The organism is Microcoleus sp. B4-C1, assembly GCF_036705285.1.
Classification (GTDB): domain Bacteria; phylum Cyanobacteriota; class Cyanobacteriia; order Cyanobacteriales; family Microcoleaceae; genus Microcoleus.
The window spans coordinates 1-18804 of the sequence record NZ_JAUBUC010000023.1 but is presented as its reverse complement, the minus strand read 5'-3'; the positions used below and the strand labels follow the sequence as shown (position 1 = coordinate 18804).

The following is an 18804-nucleotide window of genomic DNA, read 5'->3' as shown; positions in this document are numbered from 1 at the left end:
TTTATACGCTCAACTCGAACACTTATTTCTCATGTAATTGACATAGGATATTACTTACCATTGATTATAGTATTTGTCAAGAAAAGAAGCGATTTCACCTTGACAAATAACGATCGCTCTTCAATGAGACAGAAAGGACGATCGCACTTTTCCAATTCATGCGATCGCCCTCAAAGATTACTCTTTCCAGTAACGGGTTAAAATCCGAATTACCTCACCCGCTAGAGGCGATGGTAGAGGCGGGCTCCATTCCCCAACTTCTGCAAAACCTAAAACGTGCAACAGATTAACGATGCTGTCTACCGCTTTGGGAACGCCACACAACAGCAAACGAATCGGTTGCTTACCTTGAGGTACATCAGGAATTTCTTCCCGGAGCAGTTCGGGAACTGACTTTGGCGGTGATATCATAGAGTTTCCTCCTAAATATGGGAGTTCAAGCCCCCACCGAACGATCGTGAGTCTGAGCGGTGGGGGTTTGGTTTTTGGGTGTTTAGACTACTATAGCATAAACTAGATTGTGGTGTGCTACCTTGGCTTAAAAAATCTCTAAAAAATTTGCAGTCAGCTAAAATGACATGGTGAACACGCTACCCCCAAACAATGTGAGTCCTGCAAAATCTCCTAGAGTTGCCTTTTACCCGCCACCCGAAATTAAGGAGAAGTTAGAAAAACTGGCGAGTATTGAGCGTCGTTCGATTTCCCAAATGGCATTACTTTTGGTGGAAGAAGGACTCGAAAGAGCGCAGAAGGAAGGCAAGTTTAATGAATCCAAAGACGATTAAACTACCAACTACCACTGCCCGCGATCGCTCTCAACTGCCTGCGTGTCCTGCCGTGTACTTTGTTTTGGACGGTGACGCGGTAAGGTACAATAGGGCAGTAAAAGCACAAATAACAGCCTTGCCAGCAAAACTCCCCAGAATAGTTGTATATCTTCCAGAAGAACTTAAAGCAGACCTAGAGCGGTTAGCCAAATCGCATTATCGGCCGGTCTCGAATATGGTGTTGACATTAATTCAAGAAGCAGTAGATGAGGCTAAATCTGAGGGGAGAATTCACAGCGACGATCGATCGCAGCAACAGAAAATCGACAGCGACTCTGAATGATTTAACCGCAGAGGACGCAGAGAGCACAGAGGAAGAGAAGAGAGAAATGAATAAATTGGTTATAAAATGACATTTTGAACACCCTACCTATTACTTACTCTTGGCCAGATAAATGTCTATTTCCTGCTTCAGCTCGGTAGGTCAAATTCAGCAACCTGTTTTTGACGAAGAGATGTAATTGCTAAGACTAAAACACTTAACGTAAGGCCTAAAATCGCATAACTCGGTAGTGAAAAAATAGTTACTTTAAACAAATAAGGCAATTCCCCCCCCTTCCAGTTCCACCGCTTTCCTAGAAACACCAACAGCCCGCCATGAATCACAGCGGTTTGCACCATGACACAGCCAACCCCCAATAACCAAACCGACATTCTTTGCCTAGAGAAGGCACAATTTTTAATCTGAAAACATAAATCATTCAGCAAAAAAACCACCGCCGGTGCTAACATCACAGAACTGGTGGGCTGTGAATAGTTGATAGCAATGCTCAAAGTGGAAATTAGCACCATTTCAGATAAATCAACTTTTTTTGACCAAGCATTGCGAGATTGTTTTTTGTAAAAATACCAACTCACTAAACCAACTAGCACCAGAATAATTAAATCCGAAAATAGCTTCGCCACGAAGGGACTATCGGGGAAAAATCTCGGCCCCATAACCCTTAAATCAAGGCGACTCATAGAAATATAAGCATTATTCGATGGATCGTTGAGCCAGAGTGGAAATCCACGAGTCGCATCCTGTATAAATCCTGTTAAAGAATTGCCCGTTACAGCTAGACCTATAACTGCCAACAAAGTTACCGTGACTATAGATACAAAAACTAGCTGAAACCGTCTTTTGATTAAAAAATAAGGAATAAACAATATAACTAATGTTGGTTTAAAAATGGCAATTCCTAATAAAAATCCAGCAATTAAATCCTGATTTTTTCTAGCATAAATAAACATCCATAACAGCAGAACCGCAATAAAAGTTGCCACATTGCCAACTTGAAGATCGAAGACAAAACCGTAGAGGAATGCAACTGATATACTACAAATAGTCCTAAAAGCTCGTGAGTGCGACACCAACAAGATATTCGCTCCCCATAAAACAAAACCTGTGGCAATAAGATGCAGCCAAGTCCAGATGGTGAATGCAGTCTTCATCGGGAAATAGCCCAAAAACCACAGCGGAGGAATGATATTAGGTGGATAAACAAAAGATGGAATAAACCCACACACTTTTGTGATGCTACAGAAACCGATGTTAAACACCTCCACATTAAAGGGACTCAAATGCTGATGGGCTAATCTACTCGCCACATAAAACCACTTAAAATCCCAGTAAGGCGGATCGGGCCTAGTAGTCAGATTGTAAACCAACCAACCGGTATAACAGAGAAATCGGGTGAGAACTAATACAATAACTGCTTGCAAAATAAAGTTAACGATAGGTTGACGAAAAAACTGAGTCAACCTTTGGCTCGAAGGATGTTTGAAAAACAAAGAATCTTGCCATGCTGTTTTTTCGGTATCTAATCGCCAATTAAATTTGAGGAACAAAGCGACGGTAATTATAATAATTATATTCCAGAATCCCAAGCTAATCATAGGTCATAATTTTGATAAAATTACTATTTGATGATATCACAACCAGAAATTATCTCATGTCCGATCCATCGACCCTAATATCCCGGTCGGGGCGGGTTTTTGAGATAGTAAATTATTAACAGGTATTGTTGGTGAACCCGCCCCTACAAAAATCGCGGTTGCTCGACCGGACATCATATTATTAACTAAAAATCAGCCTTTGAACCTAGAATATAGACGTTTATTCCTGGTTTCAACCTAACTCTCTTTCCTCTCTATTCTCTGCGTCCTCTGCGCCCTCTGCGGTTAAAAAAAAAATCCTATTCACAAACGAAATAGCATTGCCATCCAAAAGCCCGATCGCACATTTGCGCCTTATAACCCTGTTCACCCCCAAACATATGCGTTAACCTAGTTGACTACAACTTGTACCGCACTCCCCAACTAAATTCATGCTTCCCCGCATCAAAGAATTAGCCGCCACCCTCGCCCCCCGCTTAATCGAAATTCGCCGCCACATCCACTCCCACCCCGAACTCAGCGGCCAAGAATATCAAACCGCCGCCTACGTAGCCGGAGTTCTCGCATCCAGCGGAGTCCGCGCGATCGAAGGAATCGGCAAAACAGGAGTGCTCGGCGAAATCAAAGGCAACAGCAGCGAGTCCCGCTGGCTGGCAATTCGCACCGATATGGACGCTTTGCCGATTCAAGAACGCACAAACTTAGAATTTGCCTCCCGCAACGAGGGAGTGATGCACGCCTGTGGCCACGACATCCACACCACCGTCGGTTTGGGCGCAGCAATGATATTGTCTCAGCTAGAGGAAAAATTGCCCGGTCACGTCCGCTTCTTGTTTCAGCCGGCGGAAGAGATTGCCCAAGGTGCTCAATGGATGATTAAAGATGGGGCAATGCAAGATGTTGACGGCATCCTCGGAGTGCACGTTTTCCCGACGATTCCGGGCGGTTCCATCGGTATCCGCCACGGGGCACTGACGGCGGCGGCAGATGACATAGAATTGATTGTGATGGGCGAATCCGGCCACGGTGCGCGTCCCCACGAGGCGATCGACGCAATTTGGATTGCTTCTCAGATAATTACCACTTTGCAGCAGGCAATTAGCCGCACGCAAAATCCTTTGAGGCCACTGGTTTTGACGATCGGGCAAATTAACGGCGGACGAGCGCCGAACGTGATTGCCGATCGAGTAAAATTATTGGGAACCGTGCGATCGCTGCATCCCGAAACCCACGAAAAACTGCCGGCTTGGATCGAACAAATTGTTTCTAGCGTTTGCGCGACTTACGGCGCTAAGTACGAACTCACCTACAAGCGCGGCGTGCCCGGAGTTCAAAACGACCCAAAACTCACCCAATTAGTCGAAACTGCGGCTTTAGAAGCTTTAGGTCGATCGCGCGTCGAAATTTTACCAGAACCATCCCTCGGCGCGGAAGATTTTTCGATGTACTTAGAACACGCACCGGGAACCATGTTTCGCTTAGGAGTGGGACTGACTGACAAACCGAACTATCCCCTCCATCACCCGCAATTTGAGGTTGATGAAGCGGCTATAGTTACCGGCGCTGTCACCTTGGCCTATGCCGCCTACCAATATTGGAAACAGCAAGTAAGTAGGTAAACTCGCTTTCATTGAATTACCCGTAATAAGATTGTGGGGTGGGTAATAGCTCAAAATTGCTTGATGTAAAGTTTATTTGCGCCTAGCTGCTTAACAGAATTCTGGCAACCAAACCACCTTATCTTCCGCAATTCCCCTATAGCAGTCGCTAAATGTGCTAACGTACAATCAAAAATCCCCCAATTTCAACTATCGCGAGACAGATAACCGTGTTCGCTCAAGCACCTCCAACTCCCAATTACAAATGGTTTAGCTGCATTTCTAGCACTGTTTTCACCGCATTGTGCCTGTTACCTCTTTTCAGCGCTGCGGGATACGCCCAAAGTCCCCAAAATAGACCCATCAAAATCGGCGTGGTGCAGCGGTTTGGCACGAAAGCAACCGACAAACTGACGCTGAAAGCATTACCGGGCGACAGCTTAACTTTGCGTTACAAAACTCCTCAAGGCATAGAAACCAAAACTGCTGCTAGCGTCAAGTTAGAAATAGCCCCGAAACCTCTGGAAACGCCGACAGTAGAAGAACGAGTTGTTCTGAGCTCCCACCGCAGTTTCGAGAGTGCAGAAGATAGCGCTAATCAGTGGCGCGCCCAGGGAATTGAGGTAGAAATTGCTCAACCTTTTCGCTGGCAAGTTTGGGCAAAAAGAGATATTTACAACTCTCCTTTGGTGCGGCGCTGGCTGTTGCAAAGTTTGCAAGCTCAAGGGAACACAACAGCTTTTTTGGATTCCAAAGTTTTAAAACAAGTACCCCAGGCATTTTGGGTTTTAAACGGCTTTCGCTTCAACCGCAATGAGTTGGATGTGACGGCAGGGAAAAATGTGATTGAGGTATTGGAACAAACTACCCAAGAGGCGACAGCTATTGAACCAGAAAAAGCTATTCAACAAACTCGCCGTTATGGTGGGAATTTGCGCCTGCAAAAAAATGCTTACGGCACTTATACTTTGGTGAATGAAGTGCTGACGGAAACTTATTTGCGGGGTGTTGTTCCTCACGAAATCGGGGCTTTTTCGCCTTACGCTGCGATTGTCGCTCAAACTATTTTGGCGAGAACCTACGCCCTGAGAAATTTGCGCCGGTTTGCTGTGGATAATTATGAGTTGTGCGCTGATGTTAACTGTCAAGTTTATAAGGGTTTGACGGAGGTTTACCCGCAAAGTGATAAGGCGATCGCCCAAACGAGCGGTTTGGTGCTAACTTACGAAAATCAGCTAGTAGACGCGCTCTATTCCGCGTCTAGCGGCGGCGTGACAGCCTCTTTTAACGATGTGTGGCAGGGCCCGGAACGTCCATATTTGAGATCGATCGTCGATTCCCCCAATAATGTCTGGGATTTGTCCAAGCAGAGTTTGTCTGACGAAAACAACTTTCGCCGCTTTATCAGTTTGGAAAAAGGGTTTAATGAGGAAAAACAAGACACTTTTCGGTGGCGCGAACCCGCTTCTTTGACGGCGATTGGTGGATTTCTCAAACAGTATCTTCAGAAGAAACAGCACCCGATGGCTAATTTGAAAACTGTCACTCAGGTGGAAGTGGTAGAAAGGTCGCCCGCAGGTCGAGTTTTGAAAATGAAGGTTCAAACTGACTTGGGCCCGATTGATATCGACAAAGACGAGATTCGCAATGCTTTTTACCCGCCGATTAGCACGCTTTTTTACCTAGAACCAATTTACAATCCCGACAAAACTCTCAATGGTTATGCTTTTGTCGGAGGCGGTTTTGGGCACGGTGTGGGAATGAGTCAGACTGGTTCTTACAATTTGGCTAATTTGGGCTGGAATGGATCTCGAATTCTGGGCTTTTATTTTCCCGGCGCTCAAGTTGTCCCGCTTAGCGATAACATTACATTTTGGCGCGAATAGTCGATCGAAGTCGGCCTAAGAGTCGGCGAGTTAAATCGCCACTACACAAATAAATTCCGCGCCACGCCAGACTAAATATTAGCCGTAAAACTTTTAGATTTTAGACTTTGGATTCTAGATTGGTTTCACAGTTAATCTAAAATCGGCCATCTAAAATCTAAAATTATTGGGCCAGCTATCTGCTCAAACAGCTACGAATTCATAGATGGGAGTGAGAGACTGCTGGCGGCTTTGTTGCAGTGTTAGACACCGAAACCCGGTTTCTTAAAATAATTGCCGTATTTCAGCTTCTTAATTCTGGAAACGAGCAACCGGGTTTCTTAGGGTATCACGCAGAGCGTCCTTTCTTAGTAGAGCTCTTCTTCTTTGTGAGTTTCGATCGTACAGTCAGACTTGGGATAGGCGACGCAGGTGAGGACAAATCCAGCTTCGATTTGGTCGTCGTCCAAGAAAGATTGGTCGGATTGGTCAACTTCGCCTTTGGTAATTTTGCCGGCGCAGGTGGAGCAAGCTCCAGCGCGGCAAGAGTAGGGGAGGTCGAGTCCTGCTTCTTCAGCAGCATCAAGAATGTAAGTATCGTCATCAACGTCAATGGTCTGGTTAATTCCTTCGGCTTCGCTGATGAGGGTAACTTTGTAAGTTGCCATGCACTAAATCCTCTCAAAAATTCAACAAGATTGATAATTTTTCCTAATGCAACCTTCAAGGCTCTATTAGCTTTGAGGTTAGGTATTAGGTTCGTTCCCTCTATGATATTAGGGGATATAAGGGAGGTTGACACACTTATTTACAAAACATTTGAATGGGATTAGTTATAACTTTTTCTAATTTCATCTTGATTACTTATACCTATCTTGGGTTCAGCCTTGTGATACTGTTGCCGCAAGACTTGCGCGAAATAATCCGGTTTCTAGGAAAAATCCTGTTTTGAGCCCTACAGCACAAAAACCGGGTTGTGGGTATGCGGTGTGTCGATCGAGTTTCAGCAAGACTTGCTGCAAGGCAAGTCCCAGCAGGCGGTGAAATGTATAGTTAGATCGACATCAAGACTTGGGTGTTGAAGGCTCGATCGCATAAATCGCACCACAACCACAGGTTAAAATCGGGGCCATAGAACCCCTAAACCCCTGCACCGCAAGTCTGTAACTATCTAAAATCTTAAATCTCAAATCCCATGACTAATATTGATACTCGCTTTGGTTTTTCAGTTAATTCTCCAATTCGCGTGGGGATTGTGGGTACTGGTTTTGCCGCTAAGTTGAGGGCTCAGACAATTCAAGCTGATGGGCGATCGAACTTGGTAGCAGTTGCGGGCCACTCCCCGGAAAAAACCGCAGCCTTTTGTCAAGGGTTCGGGGCAGAAGCTGCGGTTTCCTGGCGCAAGCTAGTAGAAAGAGACGATTTAGATTTGGTAATTGTCTGTACGGTGAACCGGGATCACGGGGCGATCGTCCTGGCCGCCCTAGAAAATAACAAGCACGTTGTGGTGGAATATCCTCTATCTTTAGACGTATCTGAAGCAGAAAGGGCGATCGAACTTGCAGCCCAAAAGCAAAAACTCCTCCACATCGAACACATCGAACTCTTAGGCGGTTTGCACTCCTCAATCAAAGAATCTTTGCCCTTAATCGGTAAAGTTTTTTACGCCCGCTACATTACTATTACTCCTCAACATCCAGCGCCGCAGCGGTGGACTTATCAACATTCCCTCTTTGGGTTTCCGTTAGTTGGTGCAATTTCGCGACTGCACCGATTTACTGATTTGTTCGGGGAAGTGGCAAGCGTTAACTGTCAAGCTCAATTTTGGGACAGTCAGCCGGATTTCTACAAAGCTTGTTTGTGCAACGCACAGTTGCGCTTTGCCAATGGCGTTGTCGCTGAAGCTGTTTATGGAAAAGGAGAGACTTTTTGGCAGTCGGAAAACATTTTTACCATCTACGGTGAAGCAGGAACGCTGGTTTTTACTCCTGAATCCGGTCAATTAATTCAGGGAGAAAATCGGCGCAACATCAAAGTAGGAACGCGGCGCGGCTTGTTTGCCAAAGACACCGATATGGTGTTGGAATATTTGTCAAACGGTACGCCTTTGTACGTAGATAATGCCAGTAGTTTGTACGCTTTGAAGGTGGCAGGTGCTGCGAGGCGATCGAGCGAGATTGGGCAAAATATCGCCCTTATAAATTTATAAAGAGCTAGGAAAAAGAAGGTTATTTAATTTGGGTAAAAATCCAATATAACTGAGATAGTGCACCCTTCTCAATTACCTATAACAATCCTAATGCTAAATCATTTGTGTAATTCTTGTAGGGGCAAACCCCCCGTGGTTGCCCCCAGGAGGCCGGGTAGATAAAGAAAGGCATTACCCCTAAATCTTTGTACGACTCCTGGAAGGAGTGCTATAGTAATCCTTCCAGGATATGAGCTAGTTTCCATCCCAAAAAGATGGATTCAAACTGTCGAAGTTTATGAACAAGGATAGGCATTCCGGGAGGCACGGAAATGGAATAAGCTGTCGCGCATTTAAATTGTATATTAAGGGCGGGCGGGACGCTTGGGCCCTACTCCCCACAAGACTTTGATTTTTTTTGACATACAATTTAAATGCCGAACAGCTTATCAGCTTCAAGAGTGCTATAAAAGTAATGATGGCGATGGAGCTCGCCGAAACCGCCCTGCGTTATTAATAATCTTCATAACGTTTAAAAGGCTGATGGCTCCTACTGTTCCGACTTGTGGCGGAAGGGTAGGATGGTGCGGATGCCTCGATCGATCTTTCCCCTACAAGTCACCTTCATCGATTCAAATTTAAGGTGGCGTGATGTTAGAAAGTATAATCTGGATTTTATTAATGGGCTTTTTTGTCGGGCAGATTGCTCGACGGCTGAAAGCTCCAGCACTCGTAGGTATGGTGCTGGTGGGCATTTTATTAGGCCCGCAACTGGGGAATGTCATTAGCCCAGAGGTTTTGGGCGCAGCGAATTCCCTTCGTACCATAGCCGTGATGGTGATTTTGATGAAGGCGGGGTTAGGACTCGATCGCGAAAAGCTATCCCAACAGGGAACCGTGGCGCTGCGATTAGGCTTTCTGCCGGCAGCTTGCGAGGCCATCGCCATTGCTGTCGCTGCGATGTGGCTACTTCAGTTTGATTTTTGGACGGGGCTACTGCTAGGCTGCATCATTGGCGCGGAATCTCCAGCAGTAATTGTTCCCGGAATGCTGCGGTTAAAAAGTCTAGGTTGGGGAGTAAAAAAAGGAATTCCCGATGCGATTCTGACGGGGAGTGCCTTGTCAGATGTATTGCTTTTGCTGGTGTTTAGCCTACTGCTAGCGTTTCTGTCCCAAGGGAAAGCTACAGCCATTACCTTACTGGGAGGAATCACCCTCAGCCCTCTGCAATTGCTGCCATTTCAAATCATCATCCAAATTACCTTGGGGGTGCTTTTGGGATGGGTGACTGCTCGAATTTTGGTGTCACTATTAGTCAAGCAAAACTGGACTCAAACTGCGGTTCAGGACTCCCTAGTCGCTGCTGGCTTTGCCCTAGGGCTGGTAGTATCAGCAGAACATATTCCGGTTTTTTCTGGCTATTTGGCTGTGATGGCGGCGGGGTTTTTCCTGATTGAGTTGGATGCGCCTTTAGCACGAAGATTGCGGGGTGGTTTTGATAGTTTGTGGACGATCGCGGAAATTATTTTGTTTGTGCTGCTGGGAGCCAGTATTCAACTTAATGTATTAGGCAATACCTTGCTGGTTGGTTTGCTGGTGTTGGCGATTGGGACTCTGATTGGGCGATCGCTCGGTTGGTATCTTTCCACTTTAGGTAGTAATTGGACTGGGAAAGAACGGCTGTTTCTGCTAGCAGGAAATTCGGCTAAGGCAACGGTACAGGCGGCAATTGGGGCGATTCCTCTAGCTCAGGGGATTGCTGGTGGCGAGACGATTTTGGCGATCGCAGCCCTCTCAATTTTAGTAACGGCTCCCTTGGGTGCATGGGCAATTCCTACCTTTGCTCCCAAACTATTAGAAAAAGGCGAAGTTGACCCGACCAAAGTAGCTATTTCCGGTCGTCCAGTTTTTCTCGCCGCAGTAGACGCTTCCCCCCTAACAACAGATGTTTTAACTAAGGCCGCAGACTTAGCTCGGCGCAGTGATGGGGATGTGATTGTTTTGTATGTGGATAATCTGGGAGATAAAAAGGCGATCGCCCAATTACAAGAACAAGCACAACGACTCTTATCAGATATTCGCTATGAGTTCCTGAGTCTTTCTGGGACTGTGACTGAAGAGATTGTCCGCGTGGCGCAAGCTCGGCAAGTAACAGATATTGTGATCGGGAAACGAGGACATCAACCTTGGGAACAAGTGCTAGTAGGTTCGGTTTCTCAAGCCGTCTTAGAAAGCAGTCCTATTCCTGTCATTCTAGTGGAATGTCGATTTTAGATTTTAGATTTTAGATTTTAGATTTTAGATTGACTTGCGCGAGATAAATGCTCTTTCTTGAGGATTTTCGATTTTCGATTTTGGATTGATTCCACGGATAAATCACGTGGCGGGTACCATCAATAAATTTGTGGTCATAAGTAGAAGTAAGAAAGAAGAAGCAAGAAGCAACCAGCAAGAAGGATGTACTTAACATACCTATTGTAGCCCGTCCAAATTTATAAAAAAGGAGCGTTTTTGAGGAAACATTTTCATCAATTTCAGCAGTTGATCGCCTTGCCCCAACTCATATCAAATCCGTTAGCATCGGAATAGTAAATTTGAGTTCACTGTTGACTGTTGACGGTTGACTGTTGACAGTGAACCGTCAACCGTCAACAGTCAACATTATTCCGGTTTAACCGGAAATGATATCACATGGTTGCCTAAAATTCGCGATCGCGCTCTGTTTGATGCGTCTGGTTACGTTTCAGCGATCGAGCCATTGAAACTCTGTGAGCAAGATTTTCAGCAATTTAGTCAGCAAGTGTATGATGCTCAGGAGTTATTTGAAACGCTGCCAGGAACTACTTCGTAATTGGGGATTGCTTGAGATTGACTGAAAGCATCCAGGATACAAGCCCCCGGATTCATCCGTCCAGAAATAAAAAACCTGTATCCGATAAATGAACCCCCGAATTTATCCGTGGGGTCAATGCTTCAATTCTTTAATCTAAAATCTAAAATCTAAAATCTAAAATCGATTGACTACCCCTCAAAACAGTTGCTTTAAGTTGAACACTCCACAACAATAATCAAATTGTAATCGGGGACTGCACATAAACTGTAGGGTCTTCCATCGTAAAGACAATCCCATGGATAGAGAGTGATTTGGCAATTTTAGCCCTTGCCAACTCTAGTAGACGTTTACGCACTTCAATCGCATTATCTTGAGAACCTAAAATTGCAAAACTAACCCTTAATCTTTTTCCTGTTCCATCAGCCTGAGAGATATTTGTGCTGTTAGTATCAATCCCTGATAGGTAAGCGGTTTTTTCCATGATCACTTGTTGTACTAGGGCATATTCTCGTTCCCCTAAAACACTAGCAAAGTCCATATAAAATAACACCATGATTTTTTTGGCAAGAGTAACGTTTTCAATTTCTACACTTACAAGGATGGAATTGGGCATCACAATAATTGTGCCAGTGCCAAGGGAACGGATTTTGGTTGATCGCAAACCAATACTTTCTACTTTCCCTAATTCTCCACCTGGTAAGCGGATGTAGTCACCAGTAACAAAAGGACGATCAAGATATAAAACTAAAGTCGCAATCAGTTGTTCGAGAATTTTTTGAGCAGCAAAGGCGACGGCTAAACCCACCAACCCCAAACTTGCCACCAATCCAATCAAGTCAAAGTTGAGGCTGCTGGCAAAGGCAACTAAAGCTGCAATAAAGATCAAGATATGAATAATGGTCTCAAACACTAGAATGGCATCATCACTACTAGGGCTAAATTTGCCGCCCAACTTGAATCCGTAGGTACGCAGGTAGCGGCTACTTAGTTTTACTGATAACCAATATAAGCTGCCAATTAAAAATAGATTTATAATCGGGTTTAAGAGATTATAAACGACTGGTACTAATGGTTCTAATAAGCTCACAGACCAACTGATACAAATACTGAGAACTGCAAATTCCAAAAGGCGATCGCTCGGTTGAACAATTTCTATATAGATAGTTTCTAGGGCGTGGGGAGCTATTTTTTTAAGCGCTAATTTTACTAAATCGGTAGCGTAGTGGCTAAATACAAAAGAAGCTCCTATGGCTCCAAAGAAGAGCAGCCACTGGGGCTGAGAAAATGGGGAAAGAAACTGATAGCGTAGACTGCGTAAGATGGGAAACCACTCGGAACTGACTATGGCGATCGCACCCCAGCTAAAACTAAAAAAAATCTTGCTGAAAATTCCAGTTTGAAACTTAAATATTCTGGTTGCTAGTCCCAAAAAAAGCCGCACTACGATCAGCGCTGCGATTACGCTCAAAATCCATAGACTTCTCTGCCAAATATATTGGGGAGTGCGTTCTTTTTTAGCTTTGGCGATCGCTGTTTCTAGAATAGCCCGCCATTGATTAGCTTGTTGAGTTCGAGAAAACCCTGGCAGAACATCATTTGCTGTAACGGTGAGAAGGTAGTTATTATTTAAGGAAATAGAAGTAGCGCTGGTACTATCATCATTCCGCACATCAAAAGTTATGGATTGATCATTAGCGATCGCCTCCTTGAGAATATTATTAGCAAATTGGGTGCGCTCCTTTGCTGTAAATCGCTCCACAGCTTGCAACTTAAAAAGGGGAATCCCATCAACAACCACCGGAGCACTGCCATTAACAAAACTCTGACTAAAATTTTGAGCAGGATTTTGAGCAAAACTCATGGGAGTAAACACCAACAAACAAACCACTAAAAATAAGCTAGTCAGTTTAATTGCTCGCCTAATTACTTGTTTAGATAGAAATTGGCGCATCCACATAAATCGTTGGTTGGTTAAGGATAAAAGAAATATCATGTTTGTGAAGTTGCTTGGTAATTTTTTGGGTTGCCAAATCCAGCAATTGTCGTCTTAGTTCCATCGATAACTCATTAGAACCCAGAATAAAAAAGGAAACTTGAGCCTGATTTTCACTAAAAGAAACCTCTGTACTACGCCAATCTAAACCAAAAATATCCATAGTACATTCCATCACAATTTGGCGGATCAATGCTTGCTCATCGGCAGATATTGATTTAAGAAACTCAAGTACCATTACAGACATGACTTTCTTTGCACCGGAAAAATTTTCAATGGTAGCTTGGGTAAGCGCATTATTCGGAATAATTGTGAGCGTGCCTTTACCAGAAGTGCGAATTTTGGTTGATCTTAAGCCGATACTTTCTACTTTACCAAAAGTACCTTGCTTACCCGTAGGCCCATCCGATAAGCCGATATAGTCACCCACAGTAAACGGACGATCAAGGGTTAAGACAATCCCCCCCAAAAATTGCTCTAAAGTCTTTTGAGCGGCAAAGGCAATGGCAATACCTCCAATCCCCAAACTGGCAACTATGCCGACAACGTTGATGTTATGGCTAATACAAAAAACTAAAATTAACGTTACAGCGATCGCAAAGTCTCCCAAATACCGAATTAAGAAGATTGACTCGCCTTTAACTTTGGGGTTTGACTCAAAAGTTACTCCTAAAATTGTGGTGTTAAAAAATTCTCTAAATAGTCTTGACAGCATCCATCCGCTAAGTATAGTGATGCCAATACTCAGGCAAAACTCGATTAAACTAAGCGATTTACTTTGAGAAACTAAAAGTAACATTACTTCCATTGCTGAAAGAGTTAGTAACACCAAAACTATGTTTTTTGAGCCAACCACTACACGAATATAAGTTTGGGTTAATAATTCTGGAGCGAACCAACTTAACGGTAATCTTAAGATGGAAAAGAGCGCAATTCCCGCTAATGCAGTCACCACTCCTGCTACCACAATAGAGCTGATTTGCCCTAAGCCATCGCCATTATTTAAAACCAGTTCGGAGGCTAGATAAAGCGGATTAATTGTTTCTGTCATAGCAAAGTTTAATTATTCAAGTTTCGCGTTGGTTCAAAGTCGGAATCTCGCGCCATAACACTTGCCTTAAACGTAGTGGGCGAACCACTTAGACTGGTCAACTAGGCAATTTCTGTGCCCGCACCGTATCGGTAATCCGCTCGGTGCCGGGTGATTGACCGTTACCTTAATTACTCGCTCTCAAGAACTAGCTTTGCTTGCAAAAGTTCTTGACGCTTTTCTTCGCTCACACTGGGATACTCAAGGTTCAGTTCCTTCAACTTAGTGTAAATGATGCCAGCTACTACAAGACGAGTGAACCATTTGCGATCGGCTGGGATAATGTACCAAGGAGCATAGTCCGTACTGGTGTGATTAAACATATCTTCATATACCGCCATGTACTCATCCCAAAAAGTACGATCTTTAGCATCATCAACAGAAAATTTCCAGTTTTTTTCAGGACGATTGATCCGTTCTAAAAAACGTTCTCGCTGCTCTTCCTTAGACACATTGAGAAAAAACTTGAGGATAATCGTCCCGTTATTGACTAATTGCTTCTCGAAGTTGTTGATTTCTTCAAAGCGCCGCTCCCAAATATCCTTGTCGATTAAACTAGGTGGAATTGGTCGCTGTTCTAGGATTTCTGGATGAACTCGTGTCACCAAGATTTCTTCATAATAAGAGCGATTGAAAATTCCAATCCGTCCTCGTTCTGGTAGGGCTTTGGAACAACGCCATAAATAGTCATGATTTAACTCTTCTGTCGATGGCGCTTGGAAGCTATGCACTTGACATCCTTGGGGATTGATTCCTGACATTACGTGTTTGATCGTACTGTCTTTACCCGCCGCATCCATTGCTTGAAAAATGATTAGTACAGCATGGGTTTTTTGGGCATACAGAATATCTTGATATTCTGCTAAAGCTTTAATACCTTCCTTTAATTGACTTTTAGCTTTCGACTTCTTTAGATGATTGGCTTTGTAAGCTGGGTCATAGTCTTTTGTTAGAGAAATTCCTCGCTGTGATGGCACAATAATTTGCTGCTTTGGTGGAACAATAAAAGGACGAATCAAATCGTCAAGATTTTTGAGCGGAAATGGATTCAATGATGGATCATTTTGGCTATGTTTATCGGTCATACTTTTAACTATCCAATGTTAAGGTAAATAGACTTGTTCTGACGGGCTTCTATCAAATCAATTTGTTAGCAGGGGAATCATTTATATATCTATTCTATTAATCTGCGTGAATCAGCATCAATCCATTGTCCGGGGCGGTTAATACATTCTCTTTTTTAAACCGCAGATACAGGCAGATAAACACAGATTAACGCAGATTAATTATATAAAAATTCCGGTTGCACCATCCGTGATTGTTGACTGTTGATTCGATTTTACGCCGGACGAAGCTACCGGATTTGAGATTAATCATGTCAACGAACGGGACTTGACAACATTGCATTAATTGGGTCGTGTTGCACAGTTAATAACAACGGCAAACCCAAGCCAGATACAACGTATTCCAAGTTTATGAAGTAGAATACCTGCTTTAATTATTTGGCGTCTAACTCCTCCGCAATGCCTTCCTGGCTGCCACGTTCCCATCATATCTGCATGACACCTTAGTGCGGTTTAGTCTAGTGTCCGGTGAGTAAAGAAAGCGATCGCCCAAACAAATCCGTTTTTAGGTAAAATGACAGCGATCGCCTATTTCATCCACATAGTTTCTCCAACAAAACTTACGCAGACCAAGCTTCGCGAAAGTCAGCATAGAGGGTCAATCCACCATCAATATAGAGCGTTTGCCCCGTAATGTAAGCCGCTTCATCTGATACAAGAAAGGCAACCGATGCTGCCATTTCCTCCGATGTGCCTGCCCGTCCCATTGGGATATGGCTTTCCACTACTGCCTTTTGTTCTGGATCGTCCGTCCAGCTTTCATTAATCGGTGTAATTGTTGCACCGGGCGCAATAGCATTGACACGGATGCCTCGGTTTGCGTATTCCAACGCTAGGGTTTTAGTCAGATTCCCCATGCCGCCTTTGCTGATGGAATAGCTGATATACATCGGGCGGGGGATGATTTCATGCACACTCGAAATATTGATAATCACCCCAGGGCGTTGCTCACTCAATAGGTGCTTAATGGTTTCCCGCGCACAGAGATATGCACCTCGCAAATTCACCGCAATCACGCGATCGAATTCATCAGTTGGCACTTCATGGGATGCGGTTTCTGTTTGAATCCCAGCGTTATTAATCAGGATATCCAGACTACCAAATTTATCAATGACAGTATTCACCATACGAACGATGTCGTCTTCTTTGGAGACATCTCCCTGAACTAATAGGGTTTCAACGCCGCATTCCGATGCTTGTCCACAGGCTTTTTGCAGAGCTATTTCTTCCGTATCTTCTGCCTCTTCTAAGCTTTTGCGATAGTTAACGGCAATGTTGCAACCTTCTTGGGCGAGACGAATGGCAATCGCCTGCCCAATGCCTGAACTCGCTCCAGTAATTAGTGCGTTTTTTCCCTTTAAACCTTTCATAATTGCTCTCCCAGAGATTCACAACAAAATATCTTAACCGAAACCTCAAGCCAACTAGCTTCTACATCAACCAGAAGGTTGCTCTGTCTTTTCCCCACGCATTTCATCAATATCCAGGAGGCCGATCGCCACGCCCGCGATCGGGATCGACAGAAAAACTCCGACCAATCCAGCGACTCGCGCCCCTACTAATAGCGCAAAGAACATAATGACTGGATTTATATTAATGGAGCCTTGCATAATACGGGGCATGAGTAAGTTTTCTTCAACCTGCTGTAAGACAATGCAACCCACTAAAACTTTCAAACTGAGCAGAATTCCTTGAGGCAGAATAATCAGGCAGACGAGGCTAATCCCAATCGTTGCGCCAATACCGGGAATCAGGTCAAATGCGCCTGCGATTGCTGCCATGACCAGTGCATAGGGAATATCCAGCAAAATAAACACCAGAAAGGTAGAGATGCCGAAGAAGATTGATAATAGCAACCGACCCCAAAAGAAACCCAGAAAATTCTTTTGGATTGCCCTGGTCAAATCATCGCGTAAGCCGGCTGGAAACAACCTCACAATCATATTCCATAGTCGTCTACCATCTAGGAGCATAAAGAAGCCAACCACCGCAATCACAATCACATCTAGCAAGTTTAATAACACATTTTGCAGTGTGGAAAAACCCATGCCAATGATGCCGAGGGCTTGTTCGCGCAGTTGTGTCTCAAAGGTGCTGAAATCGACCGTAATATTGCGCTTTTGCAGAAACGATTGGAGTGTTTCCAACAGTGCGATCGCCGACTCTAAAAATTGAGGAGCCTGTGCCAATAACTGCTGTGCTTGGGAAATTATAGCTAATCCTAGCGTTGCCATTAACCCACCTAGAATCAACAAGGCAAGTAAAAACACCAGCACAACCGCTACCCAACGAGGGATGAAACGAGATACAAATTTGACTGGGTAGTTTAGCAGAAAGGCTAGAATAGCTGCAAAAATAAAAACAATCAGAACCGTTTCAAAATATGCCAACACCTGCACGATCGCCCAGCCCAGCGCAAATAGTAGCAGATAGCGTATAAGTTGAGCATTGTTCAGGTGTTCCCAGATCCGATTGGTGTTAATTTTTGGATTGTCCATTACAGCCTGTCAACCTCTCCACCGTTCCTCATTCGCCTGATTAAAGGTTTTGCTATACCTTCTTGATTTGATTTATGCTGACCTAATTATTGAAGTTTCCCTGCAATTATACCAACAAGCACAATCAGACCTAATGCTCTACGAAAGTAATTAACGCCTTGAAATAATTCTTCCCAAGCCCAAGTAAACAAAGAGCCAAAGGCTACTAGATCCAACCCTAAATTAATTTTACCTGTTGTAACAATGAGCGTTAATAAACTAGCTACAATTCCGACACTCAGTGGTAGATTTGGCATCTGAGCTATAACAATTTGGCCTTCGCTGTCGCGAAATGTGCGATCGAACAATGTGTTTTCCATGAGTTTCTCGTGTCAATGTAATAAATAGAACCAGGTTAACATTCAATACAGCGGGCTTTTTGGGAACAATACTACAAGCTTTAGAGGGCAAGCAGAATAAAAAAGTCGAATTTAATGTCGCGTCAGGAGTCGAGATGACATTGATTTAATTATCCACACTGTCTCAAAATCTTAGAAAATTAGCCATGGGAGCAGAGAAAAACCTTCCGCACTATTGAACAGTGCAATATAGGATTTATCCGGGATCAAGTTTTTTTGGATTCCCTGTCATGAATTTATTAGGCTTGTTTTTCCCATCATTTTAAAAATCTATTATTTGAGTGATTAGAGGGTATTATTATAGTAAATTTCAAAAAACCAAAAATCATCTCTCGCTTGGAAGAGTTTAGAGTAAAAGGTGATCTATAATTGGACAGACATCATCGTTTCTCTAGTATCGCATCGAGAGCGATCGACCTCATGCTCAAATCCAAGGTTAGGATCGCGAATTAAATAACTTACAATTTTAATTGTTATTGTGGGATGGGCGTCCCGCCCGTCCTTTTTGGACG

At 43.9% G+C, this 18804-nt stretch carries 16 protein-coding genes and 1 riboswitch; of the genes, 7 read left to right on the top strand and 9 right to left on the bottom strand.

The annotated features are described in order from the left end of the window. Nucleotides 1-177 precede the first annotated feature (177 nt). Nucleotides 178-411: a hypothetical protein gene (locus QUB26_RS11785; RefSeq protein ID WP_190733091.1), complete on the bottom strand. Its 234-nt coding sequence runs from the start codon at nt 409-411 to the stop codon at nt 178-180. A 167-nt stretch (nt 412-578) separates the two neighbouring features. Here QUB26_RS11785 and QUB26_RS11780 point away from each other — a divergent pair, with 167 nt between their 5' ends. Both QUB26_RS11780 and QUB26_RS11775 read left to right on the top strand, forming a co-directional pair. After that, nucleotides 579-785 (top strand): ribbon-helix-helix domain-containing protein, encoded by a 207-nt coding sequence (locus QUB26_RS11780; RefSeq protein WP_083888202.1) that lies wholly within the window; start codon nt 579-581, stop codon nt 783-785. Continuing rightward, nucleotides 766-1110 carry a ribbon-helix-helix domain-containing protein gene (locus tag QUB26_RS11775; RefSeq protein ID WP_333318096.1) on the top strand — a complete coding sequence of 115 codons (345 nt, stop codon included), beginning with the start codon at nt 766-768 and terminating at the stop codon, nt 1108-1110. The genes QUB26_RS11780 and QUB26_RS11775 overlap by 20 nt, the downstream gene beginning before the upstream one ends. A gap of 128 nt (nt 1111-1238) precedes the next feature. Here QUB26_RS11775 and QUB26_RS11770 read toward each other — a convergent pair whose 3' ends face one another. Next, entirely contained in the window at nt 1239-2705 is a 1467-nt protein-coding gene (locus tag QUB26_RS11770; protein WP_333318094.1) for a glycosyltransferase family 87 protein, read from the bottom strand. 431 nt (nt 2706-3136) lie between these two features. On the opposite strand from QUB26_RS11770, the gene QUB26_RS11765 reads away from it, so the two are divergent. After that, on the top strand, nt 3137-4324 hold the full coding sequence (locus QUB26_RS11765; RefSeq protein ID WP_333318092.1) for a M20 family metallopeptidase: 1188 nt from the start codon (nt 3137-3139) through the stop codon (nt 4322-4324). Nucleotides 4325-4533: 209 nt separating this feature from the next. After that, a complete protein-coding gene (locus QUB26_RS11760; protein ID WP_333318090.1) occupies nt 4534-6189 on the top strand; it encodes a SpoIID/LytB domain-containing protein in 1656 nt (551 codons plus the stop codon). 347 nt (nt 6190-6536) lie between these two features. Here the strand turns inward: QUB26_RS11760 and QUB26_RS11755 are convergent, their stop codons facing one another. Further along, entirely contained in the window at nt 6537-6836 is a 300-nt protein-coding gene (locus QUB26_RS11755) for a ferredoxin (protein ID WP_333056974.1), read from the bottom strand. Nucleotides 6837-7363: 527 nt separating this feature from the next. On the opposite strand from QUB26_RS11755, the gene QUB26_RS11750 reads away from it, so the two are divergent. The 3 genes from QUB26_RS11750 (at nt 7364) to QUB26_RS11740 (ending at nt 11207) form a co-directional block, all read left to right on the top strand. Continuing rightward, entirely contained in the window at nt 7364-8377 is a 1014-nt protein-coding gene (locus tag QUB26_RS11750) for a Gfo/Idh/MocA family oxidoreductase (protein WP_333240378.1), read from the top strand. A gap of 450 nt (nt 8378-8827) precedes the next feature. Next, a riboswitch (Fluoride riboswitch) is annotated at nt 8828-8916 on the top strand. 91 nt (nt 8917-9007) lie between these two features. Beyond that, entirely contained in the window at nt 9008-10630 is a 1623-nt protein-coding gene (locus tag QUB26_RS11745; protein ID WP_333240380.1) for a cation:proton antiporter, read from the top strand. Between the two features lie 346 nt (nt 10631-10976). After that, the gene (locus tag QUB26_RS11740) at nt 10977-11207 is read left to right on the top strand and encodes a hypothetical protein (protein ID WP_333240382.1); all 231 of its coding nucleotides are present in this window, start codon (nt 10977-10979) and stop codon (nt 11205-11207) included. A 217-nt stretch (nt 11208-11424) separates the two neighbouring features. Here the strand turns inward: QUB26_RS11740 and QUB26_RS11735 are convergent, their stop codons facing one another. From QUB26_RS11735 to QUB26_RS11710, 6 genes are all read right to left on the bottom strand, one after another. After that, a complete protein-coding gene (locus QUB26_RS11735) occupies nt 11425-13182 on the bottom strand; it encodes a mechanosensitive ion channel domain-containing protein (protein WP_333318088.1) in 1758 nt (585 codons plus the stop codon). After that, on the bottom strand, nt 13121-14233 hold the full coding sequence (locus QUB26_RS11730; RefSeq protein WP_333318086.1) for a mechanosensitive ion channel domain-containing protein: 1113 nt from the start codon (nt 14231-14233) through the stop codon (nt 13121-13123). Before QUB26_RS11730 ends, QUB26_RS11735 begins: the two co-directional genes overlap by 62 nt. Before the next feature lie 170 nt (nt 14234-14403). Next, nucleotides 14404-15357, bottom strand: coding sequence for a polyphosphate kinase 2 family protein (locus QUB26_RS11725; RefSeq protein WP_333240389.1), 954 nt, complete (start codon nt 15355-15357; stop codon nt 14404-14406). 599 nt (nt 15358-15956) lie between these two features. Next, nucleotides 15957-16766: a glucose 1-dehydrogenase gene (locus QUB26_RS11720; protein WP_333240391.1), complete on the bottom strand. Its 810-nt coding sequence runs from the start codon at nt 16764-16766 to the stop codon at nt 15957-15959. Between the two features lie 66 nt (nt 16767-16832). Next, on the bottom strand, nt 16833-17894 hold the full coding sequence (locus QUB26_RS11715; RefSeq protein WP_333318084.1) for an AI-2E family transporter: 1062 nt from the start codon (nt 17892-17894) through the stop codon (nt 16833-16835). Nucleotides 17895-17980: 86 nt separating this feature from the next. Beyond that, nucleotides 17981-18253: a hypothetical protein gene (locus QUB26_RS11710; RefSeq protein WP_333240397.1), complete on the bottom strand. Its 273-nt coding sequence runs from the start codon at nt 18251-18253 to the stop codon at nt 17981-17983. Nucleotides 18254-18804: the final 551 nt, after the last annotated feature.

What these genes read in the sequence shown, in the direction of transcription:
- QUB26_RS11785 (WP_190733091.1), bottom strand. Translation starts at nt 411, where the DNA reads ATGATATCACCGCCAAAGTCAGTTCCCGAACTGCTCCGGGAAGAAATT.
- QUB26_RS11780 (WP_083888202.1), top strand. Translation starts at nt 579, where the DNA reads ATGGTGAACACGCTACCCCCAAACAATGTGAGTCCTGCAAAATCTCCT.
- QUB26_RS11775 (WP_333318096.1), top strand. Translation starts at nt 766, where the DNA reads ATGAATCCAAAGACGATTAAACTACCAACTACCACTGCCCGCGATCGC.
- QUB26_RS11770 (WP_333318094.1), bottom strand. Translation starts at nt 2,705, where the DNA reads ATGATTAGCTTGGGATTCTGGAATATAATTATTATAATTACCGTCGCT.
- QUB26_RS11765 (WP_333318092.1), top strand. Translation starts at nt 3,137, where the DNA reads ATGCTTCCCCGCATCAAAGAATTAGCCGCCACCCTCGCCCCCCGCTTA.
- QUB26_RS11755 (WP_333056974.1), bottom strand. Translation starts at nt 6,836, where the DNA reads ATGGCAACTTACAAAGTTACCCTCATCAGCGAAGCCGAAGGAATTAAC.
- QUB26_RS11750 (WP_333240378.1), top strand. Translation starts at nt 7,364, where the DNA reads ATGACTAATATTGATACTCGCTTTGGTTTTTCAGTTAATTCTCCAATT.
- QUB26_RS11745 (WP_333240380.1), top strand. Translation starts at nt 9,008, where the DNA reads ATGTTAGAAAGTATAATCTGGATTTTATTAATGGGCTTTTTTGTCGGG.
- QUB26_RS11735 (WP_333318088.1), bottom strand. Translation starts at nt 13,182, where the DNA reads ATGATATTTCTTTTATCCTTAACCAACCAACGATTTATGTGGATGCGC.
- QUB26_RS11730 (WP_333318086.1), bottom strand. Translation starts at nt 14,233, where the DNA reads ATGACAGAAACAATTAATCCGCTTTATCTAGCCTCCGAACTGGTTTTA.
- QUB26_RS11725 (WP_333240389.1), bottom strand. Translation starts at nt 15,357, where the DNA reads ATGACCGATAAACATAGCCAAAATGATCCATCATTGAATCCATTTCCG.
- QUB26_RS11720 (WP_333240391.1), bottom strand. Translation starts at nt 16,766, where the DNA reads ATGAAAGGTTTAAAGGGAAAAAACGCACTAATTACTGGAGCGAGTTCA.
- QUB26_RS11715 (WP_333318084.1), bottom strand. Translation starts at nt 17,894, where the DNA reads ATGGACAATCCAAAAATTAACACCAATCGGATCTGGGAACACCTGAAC.
- QUB26_RS11710 (WP_333240397.1), bottom strand. Translation starts at nt 18,253, where the DNA reads ATGGAAAACACATTGTTCGATCGCACATTTCGCGACAGCGAAGGCCAA.